Annotated in this window: 13 protein-coding genes; 4 read left to right on the top strand and 9 right to left on the bottom strand. The window is 65.1% G+C overall.

Going from position 1 to position 17,203, the window contains the following annotated elements; all coding sequences use genetic code 11:
• Positions 1-190 precede the first annotated feature (190 nt).
• The 4 genes from ACUN9Y_RS15500 to ACUN9Y_RS15515 all read left to right on the top strand — a co-directional run bounded on the left by ACUN9Y_RS15500 (position 191) and on the right by ACUN9Y_RS15515 (position 5,503).
• The gene (locus tag ACUN9Y_RS15500) at positions 191-1,159 is read left to right on the top strand and encodes an AEC family transporter (RefSeq protein ID WP_445461629.1); all 969 of its coding nucleotides are present in this window, start codon (positions 191-193) and stop codon (positions 1,157-1,159) included.
• A gap of 388 nt (positions 1,160-1,547) precedes the next feature.
• On the top strand, positions 1,548-3,425 hold the full coding sequence (locus ACUN9Y_RS15505) for an FAD-dependent oxidoreductase (RefSeq protein ID WP_445461630.1): 1,878 nt from the start codon (positions 1,548-1,550) through the stop codon (positions 3,423-3,425).
• Entirely contained in the window at positions 3,422-4,258 is an 837-nt protein-coding gene (locus ACUN9Y_RS15510; protein ID WP_445461631.1) for a sugar phosphate isomerase/epimerase family protein, read from the top strand. The genes ACUN9Y_RS15505 and ACUN9Y_RS15510 overlap by 4 nt, the downstream gene beginning before the upstream one ends.
• Before the next feature lie 378 nt (positions 4,259-4,636).
• On the top strand, positions 4,637-5,503 hold the full coding sequence (locus ACUN9Y_RS15515) for a DMT family transporter (protein WP_445461632.1): 867 nt from the start codon (positions 4,637-4,639) through the stop codon (positions 5,501-5,503).
• 27 nt (positions 5,504-5,530) lie between these two features.
• Here ACUN9Y_RS15515 and ACUN9Y_RS15520 read toward each other — a convergent pair whose 3' ends face one another.
• The 9 genes from ACUN9Y_RS15520 to ACUN9Y_RS15560 all read right to left on the bottom strand — a co-directional run bounded on the left by ACUN9Y_RS15520 (position 5,531) and on the right by ACUN9Y_RS15560 (position 17,185).
• Positions 5,531-6,646, bottom strand: a complete 1,116-nt coding sequence (locus ACUN9Y_RS15520) for an FAD-binding oxidoreductase (RefSeq protein WP_445461633.1) — start codon at positions 6,644-6,646, stop codon at positions 5,531-5,533.
• Between the two features lie 78 nt (positions 6,647-6,724).
• Positions 6,725-8,230, bottom strand: coding sequence for an aldehyde dehydrogenase (locus ACUN9Y_RS15525; RefSeq protein ID WP_445461634.1), 1,506 nt, complete (start codon positions 8,228-8,230; stop codon positions 6,725-6,727).
• Between the two features lie 24 nt (positions 8,231-8,254).
• Entirely contained in the window at positions 8,255-9,583 is a 1,329-nt protein-coding gene (locus ACUN9Y_RS15530; RefSeq protein ID WP_445461635.1) for an NAD(P)/FAD-dependent oxidoreductase, read from the bottom strand.
• Between the two features lie 24 nt (positions 9,584-9,607).
• Entirely contained in the window at positions 9,608-10,498 is an 891-nt protein-coding gene (locus ACUN9Y_RS15535) for a dihydrodipicolinate synthase family protein (protein WP_445461636.1), read from the bottom strand.
• A gap of 263 nt (positions 10,499-10,761) precedes the next feature.
• Entirely contained in the window at positions 10,762-12,126 is a 1,365-nt protein-coding gene (locus tag ACUN9Y_RS15540; protein WP_445461637.1) for an MmgE/PrpD family protein, read from the bottom strand.
• Positions 12,127-12,359: 233 nt separating this feature from the next.
• Entirely contained in the window at positions 12,360-13,364 is a 1,005-nt protein-coding gene (gene proX, locus ACUN9Y_RS15545; protein WP_445461638.1) for a glycine betaine/L-proline ABC transporter substrate-binding protein ProX, read from the bottom strand.
• Between the two features lie 84 nt (positions 13,365-13,448).
• A complete protein-coding gene (proW, locus tag ACUN9Y_RS15550) occupies positions 13,449-14,405 on the bottom strand; it encodes a glycine betaine/L-proline ABC transporter permease ProW (protein ID WP_445461639.1) in 957 nt (318 codons plus the stop codon).
• A gap of 92 nt (positions 14,406-14,497) precedes the next feature.
• Complete coding sequence (locus ACUN9Y_RS15555; RefSeq protein ID WP_445461640.1) at positions 14,498-15,580, bottom strand: quaternary amine ABC transporter ATP-binding protein; 1,083 nt, start codon at positions 15,578-15,580, stop codon at positions 14,498-14,500.
• 396 nt (positions 15,581-15,976) lie between these two features.
• On the bottom strand, positions 15,977-17,185 hold the full coding sequence (locus ACUN9Y_RS15560) for an aromatic ring-hydroxylating oxygenase subunit alpha (protein WP_445461641.1): 1,209 nt from the start codon (positions 17,183-17,185) through the stop codon (positions 15,977-15,979).
• Between the last annotated feature and the right edge of the window lie 18 nt (positions 17,186-17,203).

The raw sequence follows: 17,203 nt of genomic DNA on the forward strand, positions 1-17,203 counted from the left end.
ACGATGCCCGGTGCCATGCCCGGTGCAATGCCCGGTGCGATGCCCGGTGCCATGCCCGGTGACGAGATGCAGTGCTTGGCGCAGCGCCCGGCCGCACCGGCATCGCCCCCAGGCGGCACAATGTGTGCACCGACGTTCCGCGATCATGGCCAGGCCGGCACTACCCGATTCACCCGCAAGGAGGCATTGCGTGCTCGAGATCCTGTCCATCACCGCTCCCATCTTTTTGCTGATCGGGATCGGCTTTGTCGCTCGCCTGTGGGGGCTGATCTCGCCGGTCCAGCTGTCCGGCGTCGGCACCTTCGTCCTCTACTGCACGCTACCGGCGCTGGTGATTCGAGCGCTGACCCAGCGCCCACTCGATGAGGTCCTCGACCTGTCGTTCGTGTTCGCCTACGGCTTCGGCTCATTGTTGGTGTTCGGCGCGGGGTTCTACGCCGCCAGGGCCCAGCACAAGCCGATCAGCGAAAGTGCGATCCAGGCGCTCGGCATGTCCGCCTCCAACAGTGGTTTCGTCGGCTTTCCGGTCGCGGCGATGGTCTTCGGGACCAACACCGCAGGCTTCGTGCTCGCCCTGACCATGCTGATCGAAAACCTGCTGATCATCCCCGGCGCCTTGATTTTGGCCGAGATCGGACTGCAGCGTGACGCCCGCCCCTGGGTCGTCGTGCGCAATACCCTGACGCGGCTAGCCAAGAACCCGATCCTGATCGGCCTGGTGGTGGGGCTCACGATCTCGGCCACCGAACTGCCCGTTCCCGCGCCGATCACCCGCGTCATCGAGATGCTGGCCCAGGCCGCGGCGCCGGCGGCGCTGTTCGTCATTGGCGGAACCCTCTACGGACTCGAGGTTCGCGGCATGGCACGCAGCGTCTCCCAGATCATGCTCGGCAAGCTGCTGCTCCACCCGCTGGCGGTGCTTGTGCTGTTCGCCCTGGTGCTGGCCGTGTCGCCCGACTTCGACCCGGTGCTGGTCGCCGGTGGCCTGCTCTTCGCCAGCTGCCCGATGATCAGCGTCTATCCGTTGCTCGGCTCTCGGTTTGGCATGGAGGGCATCGGCGCCGCAGCCCTGATGGCCAGCACCGTGGCCAGCTTCCTCACCCTGAGCGCGGTGATCTGGGCCTTGACCCAGGCTGGGCTCGTGACCCTCGGCGGCTAGCCTCTCGAAGCCTCCCCTCTTGTCGCAGGCCGCAGGCGCGTGCGGCGAATGACCCTGGCGGTGAAAGGACCTTGCGAGGAAAGGGGCTTGCGATAGAAGGACCTTGTGATGAATGGCACATTGCAATTAGTGGAATGATGTTCTAGTTTATTTTGGAACATCGTTCCAATATCTCGAGGATTCGCGCCATCGCGCCTCGCCGGTACGTCCCATTCGATACCGCCTGCCGCCACGCCCTTTCGGTACTGCCTGTCAGCGCCACGCGGGGTCGGCCGACGGTTCAGCGAGGCCCGCTCCCACGTCGCTCGGGACCGGTCTCGGCCACAGAGGCCCATCCATGCAAACGCCCACGTCGCTCAGGACCGATCTCGGCCACAGAGGCCCATCCATGCAAACGCCCACGTCTCCGGCACAGACCGAGCCGAGCCCCTGCTCGGCCACCGCGGGCTCGCCCCCGCCCCTAGCCCCCGACCCCGTCTGCTCGACTGGAGTGTCTCCCCGTGCCTCATCCCGTGTGCCGACACGCAGGTCGACTCGCGACGTCGACCTGGTCGTGGTCGGCTCCGGCGCCGCTGGCCTGTCGGCCGCCGTCACCGCGGCCCACCGTGGGCTCAGCGTGGTGGTGCTCGAGAAAGCCGACCGCCTGGGCGGCGCCACCGCCTGGTCCGGTGGCTGGATGTGGGTACCGCGCAACCCGCTGGCGCGGGCCGCGGGTATCGATGAGCCCCGCGAGACGGTGCGCACCTATCTCGAGCATGAGCTTGGCGAACGCTTCGATGGCCCGCGCATCGACGCCTTCCTCGACGCCGCGCCACAAATGGCCGAGTTCTTTCATGACCACACGGCGCTACGCTTCGAGCCGGGCAACGCTATCCCCGACATTCATGCCGATACGCCGGGGGCCGGCAGCGGAGGACGCTCGCTGATCGCCGCGCCCTTCGATGCCCGGGAGCTGGCGCCTGCCACCCTTCACAAACTGCGCACCACCATGCGCGAAACCGCCTTTCTCGGCATGCCGATCCAGGCCGGGCCTGACCTCGCCGCCTTCCTCAATGCCACTCGTTCGGCAAGCGCCTTCGTCCACGTGACCAAGCGCATGACGCGACACCTGTGGGACCTCGTCCGCCACCGGCGTGCCATGCAACTGGTCAATGGCGTGGCCCTGATCGGGCGCCTGGCCAAGGCCGCCGACGACCTCGGCGTCGAGACCTGGGTGTCGTCGCCGGCCAACCGGCTGATCGAGGAACAAGGCCGCGTCACCGCTGTCGTGGCACGCACACCCCGCGGCGACGTCACCCTGCGTGCTCGGTGCGGCGTGGTGTTGGCCGCCGGCGGCTTCCCGTGGCATGTAGCGCGGCGCAAGGCGATGTTTCCACGTACGCCGACCGGCGAAGAACACTGGCCGCTGCCGCCGGCGAGCGCCTGCGGCGATGGCCTGGCGCTGGGCGAGTCCGTGGGCGGCGGCGTGGATCACTCCCTCTACTCTCCCGTGGCTTGGGCGCCGGTCTCCCTGGTGCCCTGGCGCGATGGTAGCGTCGGTCACTTCCCCCACATCATCGATCGCGGCAAGCCGGGACTTATCGGCGTGCTGGCCAACGGCAAGCGTTTCGTCAACGAAGCCAGCGGCTACTACGACTACGTGGATGCCATGCTCAAGGCCGTCCCCGACGGCGAAGCGGTGTGTTCCTGGCTGGTGTGCGATCACCGCTTCCAGCGCCGCTACGGCATCGGCATCACCCGTCCCTTCCCGCTGCCCTTCCGCCACTGGATCGCTCGGGGCTATCTAAAACGCGGCGACACACCGGCGGCGCTGGCCCGGGCGTGTGGCATCGATGCCGAGGGCCTGACGCAGACGCTGGCAACCTACAATGAAGCCGCGCGACGCGGCGAGGATCCGGCCTTCCTACGCGGCAGCACGCCGTACAACCGCAAGCAGGGCGATCCCGGCGTGACGCCGAATCCTTGCATCGCGCCCATCGAGCACGGCCCCTTCTACGCGATCAGGGTGGTCCCCGGCTCGTTCGGCACCTTCGCCGGTCTCACCTGCGACGAACACGCCCGCGTGCTCGATGCCGACGGCCGCCCCATCGCCGGTCTCTACGCCGCGGGTACCGACATGGCCAGCATCATGGGCGGCTTCTACCCCGCCGGCGGCATCAACCTGGGCCCGGCGATGACCTTTGGCTTCATCGCCGGGCGCCACGCCGCAGCGCAGGGTACGGCTCCCCAGCGTCGCAGTCTCAACGTCAACGAGAGGCCCGCATGAACCGACATCCGCTTTCCCTCGCCGCCCTGACGGTCCTCGAGCTATCGCCGCCGGAGATGGTCGAAGTCGCCGCCCGGGCGGGCTACGACCGCGTGGGGCTGCGCCTGGTGCCGGCCACCGCGGAAGAAGTCAGCTACCCGATTCTCGAGGACTCGGCGCTGCTCAAGGCCACGCTCCAGCGCCTTCGTGACACCGGCATGCAGGTCGCCGACATCGAGATCCTAAGGCTCACGCCGGAGACCGACGTGGCCCGTGACTTCGCCCGCTTCGTCGAGGTCGGCGCCGAACTCGGCGCCAGCGAGATCCTGGTCGCCGGCAACGACGACGACCCGGCGCGTCTGACCGACCACTTCGCCGCGCTATGTGAGCTGGCGGCCCCAGCGGGCCTTCACCCGCATCTGGAGTTCATGCCCTGGACCGCGGTGAAGGACCTGCTTCAGGCCAGGCGTATCATCGACGCGGTGCGCGCCGGTGGTCATGCCAACGCCTGCCTGCTGGTCGATGCCTTTCACCTGGACCGCTCCGGCAGTCGCCTCGGGGACCTGGCGGCAGTCCCCCGCGAGTGGATGCGCTACGTCCAGCTCTGTGACGTGCCAGGGCCAGTGCCCGACAGCATGGACGAGATCATCCGGCAGGCCAGGGGCGAGCGTGGCTTTCCCGGCGACGGCCAGGCCGACCTTGCTGGCCTGCTCGCCGTCATCGCCGACGACATGCCGCTGAGTATCGAAGTGCCCACCGACGTCCTCTACCGACAGGGTGTCTCGGCGCTGGACCGCGCCGTCAAGGCTCGCGACGCCGCCCTCGGGGTACTGGGAGTGCGGCACTCAGAATAAGGAAATGGCAACGCTTGGGAGGGTGAATTCGCAGCGCTGGAGGTCGTGCACCAGGGATCGTAAAACCGCAGCGTGTGGGTGCGTAAAACGGCAGCGTGCGGGATCCCGGAAGGAAGGCTCCACCCACGTCTTGCCGCAGGCGAAAGTGGGCCATCGCCTGGCGGGGCCCACGGGGAGCGCGTAGAATCGGTCCGTTGACTCTTTTAGCCTGCTACTTTTTAGCCGCGGCCTCGACCCGCCATCGGCCTCTCACCCACCCGGTCTCTTATGCCCTCGCCTCCCCCGACGCCCAGCGATGCAAGTCCTGTCGCGCCCCCCGCTACCACCGCCGAGCCAGCGCCCCTGACGCCGCCCCAAGCGCTGTCACGGGATCGCCCGATGAAGGGCATCCTGTTCATGCTGGCGGCGGGACTCTTGTTCACCATGCTCGACACCGGGGTCAAGACCCTGGCCCAGGACTACTCGCCGGTACAGGTGGTGTGGGCCCGCTATGTCGGTCATATGCTGGTGCTGATCGGCTATCTCATGTGGCTCGGGCGTGGCCCGGGCATGGCCATGCTCAAGACCACCTCGCTGAGCGGTCAGTGCCTGCGCGGGCTATTGCTGCTCGGCGCCAGCACCTTTGCCTATCTGGCCTTTCGTACCCTGCCGCTCTTGCAGGTCTACGTGGTCAACTTCAGCTCGCCCTTGCTGGTCACGCTGATGGCGATACCGCTGCTCAAGGAAAGGGTCAGTTGGCGCCAGGGCCTGGCGATCCTGGTCGGTTTCGGCGGCGTGTTGATCTGCGTCGGCCCCATCGACTGGCGCTCCCAGCCGGCCATCCTGCTGCCCTTCGGCATGACCCTGTGCTTTGCGCTTTACCAGCTCACCACCCGACGCTTCGGTCGCGACGACCACCCGCTGACGTCACTGTTCTACGCCGGCCTCGCCGGTGCCCTGGTCAGCTCCGTCGTGGTGCCCGCCTTCTGGACCCCGATCGACCCCTGGCACCTGCCGCTGTTCCTGTTCGTCGGCCTGATGGGCGCCGCCAGCCAGCTGACCTTGATTCTGGCAATGCGCTACGCCCCGGCCTCGCTGGTCTCGCCCTTTCTGTACCTGCAGATCGTCTGGGCGGCGCTGTTCGGGTTCGTATTCTTCGGCGATGTGCCCCGCCCCGAGACCTGGATAGGCGCGGCCCTAATCACCGTCGCCGGCATCGTGCTGGCGACCGCCAAACGGCGCCAGCCGCGCCAGGGCAGCCACTAGGCCCCGGGGACGGTGACGGGCCGCGCCTCAATAGTCGACCTCGACGGCGCCGTTGACGCTGGTGCAGCAGCTGAGCACATAGCCAAGCGCCACCTCCTCGTCGGTGATGCCACCGTTATGCTGCATATCGGTCTCACCGGAGAGGACCTTGACCCGGCAGGTGCCGCAGATGCCCATGCCGCAGCCCTTGGGAATCGTCAGCTCGGCGTTGGCGGCGGCCTCGAACAGCATGGTGCCCTTCGCCACCCGTACCGACTTGCCGGACGCCTGGAAGCAGACGTCGAGAAGGTCGGCCGCGTCGAACTCCTGCTCCAGCTCCTGCGCCTCGGCGGCATTGTCTTCGGCCAGCGCAATGTCCTCGGCCGGCGTGGCGCCGAAAGATTCTTCGTGATAATGAGAAAAATCAAAGCCTTCGGCGTCGAGTAGCGCGCGCACCGCCCGCATATAGGGTGCCGGGCCGCAGCAGAACACCTCTCGTTCGAGAAAGTCCGGGGCGATCAGATGCAGCATCTCGCGACGGAGCATTCCGCGGTACCCAGCCCACCCCTGCCCGTTTTCGTTACGATCGCAGATGAGATGCAGCTTGAAGTTGTCGATACGGGTGGACATGTAGTCCAGCTCCGCCCGGTAGATGATATCGCTGGGGGAGCGCGCGCTGTGGGCGAACACCATGTCCACATCGGTATTGGTATTGAAGTACCAGCGCGCCATGGACATCACCGGCGTGATGCCGACCCCGCCATAAAGATAGAGCACTTTATCGGCAGGATGATCGATGCAGTTGAACTGCCCGACCGGGCCGTGTACCGCGATCTCATCGCCCTCGCCGAAATGATCGTGAAGCCAGTTCGATACCACACCGCCCGGTACCCGCTTGACCGTGATCGAGAAGCTGTAGGGGATCGAGGGCGCACTGGAGAGGGTGTAGGAGCGCATGACCTGGACGCCCGCGATCTCGAGCTCCAGGGTCACGAACTGCCCCGGCTTGAAGAAGAACAGCACCGGCTGCTGCATGCTGAAGCAGAAGGTACGCACATCCCGGGTTTCCTGAATGATCTTCAGGCAGCGCACCAGATGGCGGCCATTGGACCAGGTCTGGGTGCTGACAGGGTTGAGAAATTCACTGCTGATGGCGCTGTTCATCCTGGCCTCCTTTACCAAGTCGCCACCTGGTCGGCGTGGCCGAGGTGGCGATGGAGCATCGATCATGGACGTGGACGACTATCCGCCGGCGAGCTGAATCCAGGTCGTCTTCAGTTCACAGTATTGGTCGTGGGCGAAGATCGACTTGTCACGCCCGCCGAAGCCGGACTGCTTGAAACCACCGAAGGGCGTGGTGATGTCCCCTTCCGAGAAGCAATTGACCGACACGGTGCCGGCACGAATGGCCCGCGCCATGCGATGCACGCGATTGATGTCATTGCTGTACAGCGACGCGGCAAGGCCGTAGCAGGTGTCGTTGGCAACGGCGATGGCCTCTTCCTCGCTGTCCACGCAAATCACCGCCAGCACCGGCCCGAAGATCTCCTCCTGGGCCAGCGCCGCGCTTGCGGGCACCTCATCGAAGATGGTCGGCGCGATAAAGTAGCCGGTATCGCCGATCCGAGAGCCGCCGGCGACCACCTCGAGTCCTTCCGCCTTGGCCTTCTCGATATGGCCGAGCACCTTGTCCAGATGATCCCTTTCGATCAGGGCACCCAATTGCACACCGGGATCGAGGGGATCTCCCACTCGCCAATCGGCGTCGAGCTGGCGACGCAGCTCGTCGAGCAGAGGCTCCTTGATCTCGCGCTGCACGATCAGCCGCGACCCCGCCGAGCAGTTCTCGCCCATGTTCCAGAACGCCGACGCCAGGACATTGCCGGCAATCGCCGGCAGATCGGTGGCGTCGGCCATGACGATCTGCGGGTTCTTGCCGCCACACTCGAGCACCACGCGCTTGAGGTTGCTGGCGGCAGAGTACTCCAGAAAGCGTCGTCCGATATCGGTGGAGCCGGTGAAGGCGGCCAGGTCGATATCCGGATGCAGGCCGATCGCCTTGCCGGCGACATGACCAAGCCCTGGCACCACATTGAGTACACCGTTGGGCAGGCCCGCCTGGTGGCCAAGCTCGGCGAGGCGCAGGGTGCTGAGCGAGGTCAGCTCGGCGGGCTTTAGCACCACACTATTGCCCGCGGCCAGTGCCGGGCCAAGCTTCCAGCCCGCCATCATCGCCGGGAAGTTCCAGGGCAGCACGGCGCCGACGACGCCGATCGGCTCGCGCGTGATCATCGATACCACCCCGCTGCCCGACGGCGACAGCGAGTCATACAACTTGTCGATGGCCTCGGCATGCCAGCGCAGGGTGTTGGCGGTATCGAGAATATCAACATTGAAGCACTCGCCGATCGGCTTGCCCGCCTCCAACGATTCCAGCACCGCAAGTTCCAGGCGATGCTCGTCCACCAGGTCGGCGAAGCGCTGCAGCACCGCCTTGCGCTCGGCGGGCGGCAGCTGGGACCAGTCGCCGCGCTCGAACACGGCGCGAGCGGCCACAACGGCCGCGTCGACATCGTCGCCGTCGCAGGCCGCGACCCGAGTCAACACCTCCCCGGTTGCGGGGTTATAGGTAGCGAAGGTGGCGCCGCAACGGGCCGCCACGAACTGGCCATCGATGAAGGCCTCGGCGCGATAGTCGAGTCGCGCGATCTGATCGGCGATGGCCGCCGGCGTCAGCGTATCGGTCATTGTCATTATCCTCGTGATGGGGTCTTACAACTCGATTCCTGCCTGCCACTCCTTCCACGCAATGGAAGACCGTACGCCCAGGCCGAGCAGTGGCTCCGGGGGGTTGCGACATGGCTTGGGCTGCTGGCGCATGATCGACAGCAGATCGCTCTCGGCGCCCAGGGCGTAGTCGGCGATGAGCTTGCCGGAGATGGTGCCGCGGGTCAGGCCCAGGCCGTTTTGACACACGGCGCTGAAGACCCTGGGGGCGATTTCACCGAACGGCGCCCCGCCGTTGCGAGACAGGCACAGCGCACCGCCCCAGGTGTGGGTCAACTCGACGCCGTCGAGCATGGGAAAGCGACGCACGAAGGAGCGCCGGTGCGCCGCCCTTACCCGAGCCAGCGCGCCCTTGCTGGCCTTGAGCGACGGCTGGTAGGAGAACGTATTGCGAATACAGAGCCGACCGTTGGCGAGCCGGCGGACCGTCGACCCCATCGGGTCGGCCGGGATCAATCCCCAGCTCGCCTCACCGCCCAGGGCCTGCGCCTCGGCGCCGCTCAATTCCCGCGTCATGCTGGCGAAGGTGTACACCGGCAGCAGCTTGCCCTTGAGCCCCAGGCCACCGAACTGGGCGGCATAGGCATTGTTGGCCAGCACCAGGTTGGGGGCCTTTAGCTGGCCACACGGCGTGGTCAGCACATGGGGCGAGCCGAAGGCAATGTCGTTCACCGGGCTGTCCTCGTACAACGTGACGTTATCAGGCAGGGTCTGCCCGAGGCCCCGGGCCAGCGCCGCCGGCTGCACCAGCACGCAGCCCGGCGCATGCAGGCCCCCGCGATAGAAATCGCTGCCGGTGGCGGCCTTCATGGCCTGGGCATCGAGCTCGGTGAAGGGCTCGCCAAGCGCCTTGAGACCATCGGCAAAACTTGCCAGCGACGCCAGTCCACGCTGCTGCGCGGCGCCGTGCAGCTTGCCCTGTTCGCGCCAGTCACAGGCGATGGCGTGGCGCTTGACGATCTCGCGGGTGTAGTCGATTGCCCCTCGGTTGAGGCGAATCATGGCGTGATCGGCTTCGCGACTGCCGGTGTAGCTGTGCGAGGTCAGGTCATGGGGCAGATCGATCATGAAGCCGGAGTTGCGACCGGCCGCCCCAAACCCGACCCGCCGCGCATCGATCAGGACGATAGCGGCATTCGGCGCCAACTCCGCCAGGCGCCGGGCCGCGGCGAGGCCGGCGTAGCCGGCCCCCAGCACCACCCAATCGGCCTTCTGCTGGCCCACCAACGGCACACTGGGCGGCGGCGATGGCAGCAGGTCATACCAGCCACAACGACCGTCGTCCTGGGGTAGATGATGACACCTCAGTTGCATGGCAAACGTCTCCTGCACCGGACCTTAGCCTCGATGGCGCCGTAGCTCCTCGACGATCGCTTCAAGCGCGGCGCTCTCGGATTCCGACAGTGCCATCAGCGGCGCTCGAGTGGCGCCGACATCGTGCCCCGACAAGGCGCAACCGTGCTTGATGCACTGGCAGAACTTGCCCCCTTGCTCGAGCAGGTTGAGCATCGGCAGCAGGCGCTCGGCCAGCGTGCGGCCGGTCACGAAGTCGCGATCCACCACGCAAGCCTGATACAGCGCGAGATGCTCGGGAGCGAGGAAGTTGCCGGCGCCACATACCCAGCTGCGCGCGCCCCAGACGAAGAACTCCAGCACCTGATCGTCCATGCCACAGCTCAGCTGCAGGTGATCGGCATGCTCCGTCGCGAGGGCGTGTAGCCGATCGATGGCTCCGGTGCTTTCCTTGATCGCCTGGACATTGGGACGTGCGCGCAGGGCAGCAAGAAGCGCAAGATCCATCGGCGTGCCGGTGCGGTCGGGGAAGTTGTACAGCATGATCGGCAGATCAAGGGCGTCGTCGAGGCGCTCGATGTGGTGCAGCAACTCGTCCTGGGTCGGGTGGCTGTAGTACGGCGCCGCAATCAGAATGGCATCGTAGCCGAGCGCCTTGGCGTGACGGCCGAGCGCCAGACTCTCATCGGTGGTGGTGGCATTGATGCCGGCCACCAGCGGCACGCGCCCCTTGGCATGGATCGCCACGCTGTCCAGGATGGCCAGCCGCTCGTCATGGCTGAGCGCATAGTATTCGCCGGTGGTGCCGCCGACGATCAGGCCATGGACCCCCTGGTCGACAAGGGCATCGGCCAGGGCGTGCAGGGCAGCAATATTGATATCACCGTCGCTGTCGAACGGCGTGACGATGGGGACCCAGATGCCATCGAAGTTCATTGGTTTTCCTCGGCGTTGTTGTTGCTGTTGGATGCCATGATCCGGATGAACATCGCGATCCGGCGGATCGTCAGGACCAGGGCCGTGTCGGTGTGTCTCGGCTGCCGCGTCGCCAGCCGACAACCCTAGCGGCGTTGCGCTTGCTCCAGACTAGGGGGGTTGCCGGCACGCCGAAATCAATCTTTCCTTAGCCCAAATGATGACCTCAGGTTATCGACCTTTCCCCGCTCAGCGGGTCGACTCGTCAACGTCGACGCCCGGCGTCACGCCGAGCATGCCGGCGCCCGATCGCTCGTCCCCAGGGTGGCCCAGTACAAGAGATCAGCGCAGTCGCCGGCATCCACCAGCGCGACGATCGACGCCTCTAGCGAGGCTTGATGCGCCGGCGTCAACGACGCAGAGCTGAGGGTGATGAATTTATCGTGCAGGGCGATCTCGCCCATCGGCTTGTCGGGGTCACCGATCGCCGCCGTCGTGGGCGAAAGGAGTTCACGGCCATCCACCAGGCGCACGCAGACACGGGACAGCAACCGCTCGGGGAAGGCTCGCGAGAGATCCGGCGCCTCCACGATCTCGATGCGCTGACTCAGCGCCCGGATGTCGGCGGCCTGAAGCGCCGCCTCGGAGACTTCCCAGGCGCCGACGCGGCCCCGACAGATCAGCGCCGCCAAGGGGAAGGCCAGGGCATACTGCGCCTCATCGGGGGTGGTGGGGGCGTGCCCCTGCAAGCGCATCGACTCATGGAACGTCTCGACCCGAATACGCTCGACGGTACTGGCGTCCCAGTCGGGAGACCGTTCGCGCAGCGCCTGTACCGCGGTCAGCGCCGGCTGGGCCCAACGGCACACCGGCCACGGTTTGAAGTACTGAGCATCGATCTCCCAGCGCCGACCGAGATCGTCCCAGCAGGCCCCGGAGTCGCCAAGCTCCACCAGCGCCGCCGGCGCCCCGGTGACCCCAGCCTGCGCCAGCAGCAGCGCATTGATACCGGCATGAGCCCCGGCGCCATGCGCATCGCGCAGCATGCTGGGGTGGTCGATCAGGCGCATCATCGGGCAGCGCGGCGCAAAATACTCGGCGATGCCGAGGGCATGACGAAAGCTCGCCTCGTTTAGGCCGAGCAAGCGCGCCCCGCCACAGACCACGCCAAGCGCCGAAAACGCCCCCGAGGCATGGTACTGCGGGGTCGACGCCATCAGCGCCCGGCCGGCGCGCAGCGCGGTTTCGTAGCCGATGCAAAGGGCTTCCAGCAGTGCCGCGCCGGTGATCGCCCGTCCTCGATCCTGAAAGGCATCGACCAGCGCCAGCAGCGCCGGGACCACGGTCGCGCCGGCGTGGCCCTTGGAGGTGAAATGCCCCTCGTGGGCATCCAGACTGTCGATGCTGAAGCCGCCTGCCCAGGCGGCCCCTAGAGGATGTACCGCGCGTCCGTCGAACAGCAGACGACTGGCGAGCGCCGAGGGCCGATGATGAGCGAGCGCGTACTCTCGCAGGGCGCGACTGGCGACGCTGTCGCGTGCCCCCGCGGCGACGCCCAGGATGTCGCGTAGGCAAACGACAAGACGCTCGCGGGTCGAACCGGGAAGATCATCCAGCGTAAATTCCTGAATAAAATCGTAGAGATTCATTGGATTCACCTGTGCCCCGCGGCAGTGCCACCGGCCGGGATAACGGCTCAAATAACGGCTCAAATAACGGCGCTCTGGCGGATGACGGGATCGGGTTGGCCAGCCAAGGCCCCGAGGCACGGGGTGCTTGGTCGGCACAAAGGAAACCAGGGGAGCGGGCCGCGCGACCCGGCACCCGGCGAATCGGCCAGGCACCCGGTCATAGACGCCCCGTTATGCGTCTGCGCCGGGGCCTATTCGGTAGCGCTGCGGGCCGTCGCCAACCAGGTATCGAAGGTGTCGCGATGCTCGGCGACCCACTCCTGGGCGTGGCGTTCGATGTCCGCCTCGCTGTTTTCGCCCCCTTGCATCTTCAAGTTCTGGGCACTCTCGTCGTCGGTGGTGATATGCACCTGGGCCAGGAAGGCAGCCGCCGCCGGGTTGTCCTCGGCGAAGTCCTTGTTCAGCACCGACTTGACGGTATCCACCGCGAAGCCAAGGTTCTTGCCTTGATACTCGGTGTTGACGTCGTTGTTGCCGTCGGGCAGATCGGTGTAGGGCACCTCGAGCCACACCACGTCTTCCCCCGGCACGAGTTCGGCGGTGATCCACTGTGGTACCCAGGTGAAATAGAGGATCGGCTCACCCTGCTGATAGCGAGTGATGGTGTCGGCCATCAGGGCAAAGTAGGAGCCACGGTTCTGGGTCACCGTATCGGTCAGGTCATAGGCTTGCAGATGGTGATCGATGGTCACCTCACAGCCCCAGCCGGGATTGCAGCCGGTCAGGTCGGCCTTGCCGTCGTCATTGGTATCAAACAGCGCGGCGATCTCGGGGTCCTTGAGGTCTTCGAGGGAGTCGATGCCATAGGCATCGGCGGTCTTCTTGTCGATCAGATAGCCCTGGATGACGCCATCCATGACGTCGCCTTCCTTGACCATGACGTCGTCACCGCCGGCACGCTCGTAGAAGCTTGAATGGAGCTTGTCCCACAGGTGCACGGTGAAGTCGGCGTCGCCGTAGGACAACGCCATCATCATGGTCGGATAATCGGTCTCCTTGACCTCCTCGACCTCGTAGCCGAGCTCCTCGAGCCCGAGTATCGCGATTTCGCCGCGAAAACGCTCCTCGGCGATGGTCGGGAAAATGGGCGTGACCGACACGCCCGCGCCTGGCTCGGCGGCCAGCGACGCCAATGGCAGCAGACCGAGCGTGATGGCGGCGGCCTGGGCCGAGTGGCGATGGTGAAGAATCGTCATGGGAATCGTCCTCGTTGTACGTTGTTATTGAATCGCTATTGAATCGTCGTCGAGTCGTTGTTGAGTTAGGGCACTGCGCCGTGATCAGGGCTTGGCGCTTGCCGTCGGCGCAACCCCGCGTCCGGCCAGGCGTAGGCAGATGCCCAGCGGCCCCTTGTGAAACCAGCGCCGGTTGTCGCGAGTAACGTCGCTGCGCTCCCCCATGGCCTGGGTCAGGCGGTCGAGGAAGATCGCCAGCAGCACCAGCGCCATGCCCCCGACCGTGGCCAGGCCCATGTCCAGTCGACCGATGCCGCGCAGCACCATCTGGCCAAGCCCGCCGACCGAGATCATCGAGGCGATGACCACCATCGACAGCGACAGCATCAGGGTCTGATTCAGGCCTGCCATGATGGTCGGCGTCGCCAGCGGCAGCTGGACCTTGCGCAGCATCTGCCACGGCGTGCAGCCGAAGGCCCGCGCCGCTTCGATCTTGTCCTCGGCCACCTGGCGAATACCGAGGTTGGTCAGGCGCACCAGGGGAGGCAGGGCGAAGACGATGGTGACCAGCACCCCGGGCACATTGCCGATGCCGAACAGCATGACCACCGGCACCAGGTAGACGAACGCCGGCAAGGTCTGCATGGCATCGAGCACCGGCCTGATGATTCGCTCGAGGCGATCACTGCGAGCGCACAGAATGCCAAGCGGCACCCCGAACACCGCGCAGAAGAAGACCGAGGTCAACACCAGGGCAAGGGTGGTCATCGACTCGTCCCAGACACCGATCAGTCCGAGCAGAAACAACGTGATGGCGCAGAATATGCCCATGCGCTGGCCTGCCACCTGCCAGCCGAACAAGGACGCCAGCACGATGCCGAGCGTGGGGGGCACCGCGAGCAGCATGCCTTCGATGGTGTCGAGCACCTGATCGATGGGCCAGCGCACGGCGCGAAACAGGTAACGGAAATGATCGACCACGTAGTTCAGGGCGCTTTCTACCCAGACACCGAGCGGTAAATGGAGCACCTGAAAGGGGTCGAGCAGCAGTGACTCGGTCATGGTGAATACCTACCTTCCTTGCTGTTGTTGTCGAGGCCGTATCGAGGGTGAGTCGAGCCCGGAACGTGACTGAGCAAACCGTTGCCGCCGGGTCAGACTTGGCGGCACAGCGACCTGAGCAGCGCGTCCTTGGACACGACGCCGGACAAGGTCCCTTCATTGGCGACCACCGGTATCGGGTAGGGCACCGAGGAGGCCAGCCCTAGCATCTCGTGCAATGACGTTTCCGGTCCGGCGGTACACAGATCCTCACGAGCGATGCGCTTGGGGGTGTCGCTGCTGGCATCCCACACGCCGAGCAAGCGGTCGCGATCGTCGACGAGATAGCGATAGGGGTGATTCGACGCCTTGCCCTGCGCATCGCTGTCCGAGCGAACCACGCGATCCCCGGCGTTTTCGGCAAGATCACCGGCGGTCAACAGGCGCGACGCATCGACGCCCTTGAAGAAGGCCTCGACGTAGGGAGAGGCGGGATTGTTGAGCAGCTCCTGGGGGGTGCCGACCTGAATCACCCGGCCACCTTCCATGATGGCGATGCGGTGGCCGATGCGCAGCGCTTCGTCGAGATCGTGGGAAATGAACACGATGGTGCGCTGCGCCTCGGCCTGGAGCTTGATCAGCTCGCCCTGCATCTCGCTGCGAATCAGCGGGTCCAACGCCGAAAAGGCCTCGTCCATCAGCAGAATGGCCGGATCATTGGCCAGTGCTCGAGCCAGACCGACACGCTGCTGCATGCCGCCAGACAGCTGATTGGGAAAGCTGTATTCGTGTCCCGCCAGGCCGACCTGGGCCAAGGCTTCCCGGGAGCGTCGGTAGCGCTCCTGCTCGCCGACGTTGGACACCTCCAAGCCGAAGGCGGTGTTGTCCAGCACCGTCATGTGCGGCATCAGGGCGAAGGACTGGAATACCATGCTCATGTCCCGGCGCCTGACCCCCAGCAGATCCTTGTCCTTGAGCCCCGTGATCTCCTTGCCGTTCAGGAAGATGCTGCCCGAGGTCGGTTCAATCAAGCGATTGAACAGGCGCACCATGGTCGACTTTCCGGAGCCGGAGAGCCCCATGATGACGAATATTTCTCCGCGTTTTACCGAGAAACTGGCATCGAAGACGCCGACCACCTGACCGGTCTGATCGAAGATCTCGTCCTTCCCGGCGCCGCCATCGAGCATTTTCATGGCCTCGCTTGGTCGTGGACCAAAGACCTTGTACACGTTGCGGACCGACAATATCTCATTATCATTATATTCATTCATCGGAATTCCCGATTCGTCAGGTAAAACATCACGGCTTGCCGGACCTGCTGAAATGTTCCGGCTCTTGTTCACTCAACGCTAGTGCCCTCGACGCTTCCCGGTCCAACGACATTTTCGTCGCACAAACCATCACCTGAGGTTATCTCTAGGCAAGGCCTTTTTTTGCACGATGAAGCCGCCCACGGCATCGGCCACGGCATGAAAAAAACCGTTTCAAGGGCATAAAAAAGCCCCTCCTTCGCCTCGTGGCCAAAGGAAGGGCTCGAAATATTGACACGCAAATTGCTGAGTCTTTCAGGGTCTCGGTATGTACCACTATCAAGACGAGAGGCGAGCCTCCATCATCGCGCAGTACCAGTCGACGAAGTGAATGACGCCCTGCTCCGCCGCGGTCGAATAGGGTCCAGCCACGTAGGTCGGTGATGCCACACCGGCGTGGGTGTCCTCGACCAGTTGACGGTCCTGTGCATTGGTGGCTTTCCACACTCGGGTCAGATGCTCCATGTCGTAGTCCACGCCCTCCTCGGCATCGCGATGCACCAGCCACTTGGTGGTCACCATCGTCTGCGACGGCCCTAGTGGCAGCAGGCGAAAGCTCAGGGCGTGGTCGCCGAGGAAATGGTTCCAGGTCGACGGGTAATGGAAATACAGCAGTGCGCCGATATTGGCTTCATCGCCGGCATCGAGCCGCCGAGACACCGCGGGCCGGCCATCCATGGTGTAACTAAGCGCCTGTTTTGCTAAAGGGATACGCGTCATGCGGTACTGCCCGGCCTCATCCATGGCCAATCGGCTCGGTAGCCCGGCGGCCTCGCAGCGGTCCCAGAAGGCCTCGAGCTCGGGGTCTTGAGCGCCGGCCACTCCCGCCACCGCGAGGTTTTCCACAAAGGAGTTGAGCAGCTCAGGATGCGCGCCCTCGCAGTGGAAGCATTCGCGGTTGTTCTCGAAGACCAGCTTCCAGTTGCCCCGCTCGATGATGCTCGACTCGTGGGCGACCTTGCAGTTGGCGAGCCGATGAGGCGCCAAAAAGGGCTCGGCGGCTCGCCGAAAGGTCGCGAAGTCGGGCGCTGTTTCGGCGACACAGACGTAGATATAGCTGTCGAGCAGTGCACAGTGTGCTTGCTGTAGCGGATAGTCACCCGGCGTGAAGCCTTCCCCCATATTGCCGGCAAACAGCAACTTACCGTCCAGGTCGTAGGTCCAGCGATGGTACGGACAGACCAGCTTGGCCACCTTGCCACTGGCCTGGGTACAGACCTTGGAGCCACGGTGTCGACAGACATTGTGGAAGGCGCGAACCTCACCGTCGTTGCCTCTGACCACGACGATGGGGTAGTCGCCGATGGTGAGTGCCAGATACTGGCCGGGTTTCTCCAGCTCGAAGGTGTGGCCCACGAACACCCACTCCCGATGCCAGAGCTGGGCAAGGTCCTGCCGATAGGCCGCCTCGTCGGTGTAGAGCTCGCGGGGGAGCGTATGCTGCGGCTGGCGCCGGCGAATGAGTTCCAACACACGGGCTTGGTCCATGATACTGCTCTCTTGAAA

The sequence above is a fragment of the Halomonas sp. V046 genome, from assembly GCF_052645355.1.

What these genes read in the sequence shown, in the direction of transcription:
- ACUN9Y_RS15505 (WP_445461630.1), top strand. Translation starts at nt 1,548, where the DNA reads ATGCAAACGCCCACGTCTCCGGCACAGACCGAGCCGAGCCCCTGCTCG.
- ACUN9Y_RS15510 (WP_445461631.1), top strand. Translation starts at nt 3,422, where the DNA reads ATGAACCGACATCCGCTTTCCCTCGCCGCCCTGACGGTCCTCGAGCTA.
- ACUN9Y_RS15515 (WP_445461632.1), top strand. Translation starts at nt 4,637, where the DNA reads ATGAAGGGCATCCTGTTCATGCTGGCGGCGGGACTCTTGTTCACCATG.
- ACUN9Y_RS15520 (WP_445461633.1), bottom strand. Translation starts at nt 6,646, where the DNA reads ATGAACAGCGCCATCAGCAGTGAATTTCTCAACCCTGTCAGCACCCAG.
- ACUN9Y_RS15525 (WP_445461634.1), bottom strand. Translation starts at nt 8,230, where the DNA reads ATGACCGATACGCTGACGCCGGCGGCCATCGCCGATCAGATCGCGCGA.
- ACUN9Y_RS15530 (WP_445461635.1), bottom strand. Translation starts at nt 9,583, where the DNA reads ATGCAACTGAGGTGTCATCATCTACCCCAGGACGACGGTCGTTGTGGC.
- ACUN9Y_RS15535 (WP_445461636.1), bottom strand. Translation starts at nt 10,498, where the DNA reads ATGAACTTCGATGGCATCTGGGTCCCCATCGTCACGCCGTTCGACAGC.
- ACUN9Y_RS15540 (WP_445461637.1), bottom strand. Translation starts at nt 12,126, where the DNA reads ATGAATCTCTACGATTTTATTCAGGAATTTACGCTGGATGATCTTCCC.
- proX (WP_445461638.1), bottom strand. Translation starts at nt 13,364, where the DNA reads ATGACGATTCTTCACCATCGCCACTCGGCCCAGGCCGCCGCCATCACG.
- proW (WP_445461639.1), bottom strand. Translation starts at nt 14,405, where the DNA reads ATGACCGAGTCACTGCTGCTCGACCCCTTTCAGGTGCTCCATTTACCG.
- ACUN9Y_RS15555 (WP_445461640.1), bottom strand. Translation starts at nt 15,580, where the DNA reads ATGAAAATGCTCGATGGCGGCGCCGGGAAGGACGAGATCTTCGATCAG.
- ACUN9Y_RS15560 (WP_445461641.1), bottom strand. Translation starts at nt 17,185, where the DNA reads ATGGACCAAGCCCGTGTGTTGGAACTCATTCGCCGGCGCCAGCCGCAG.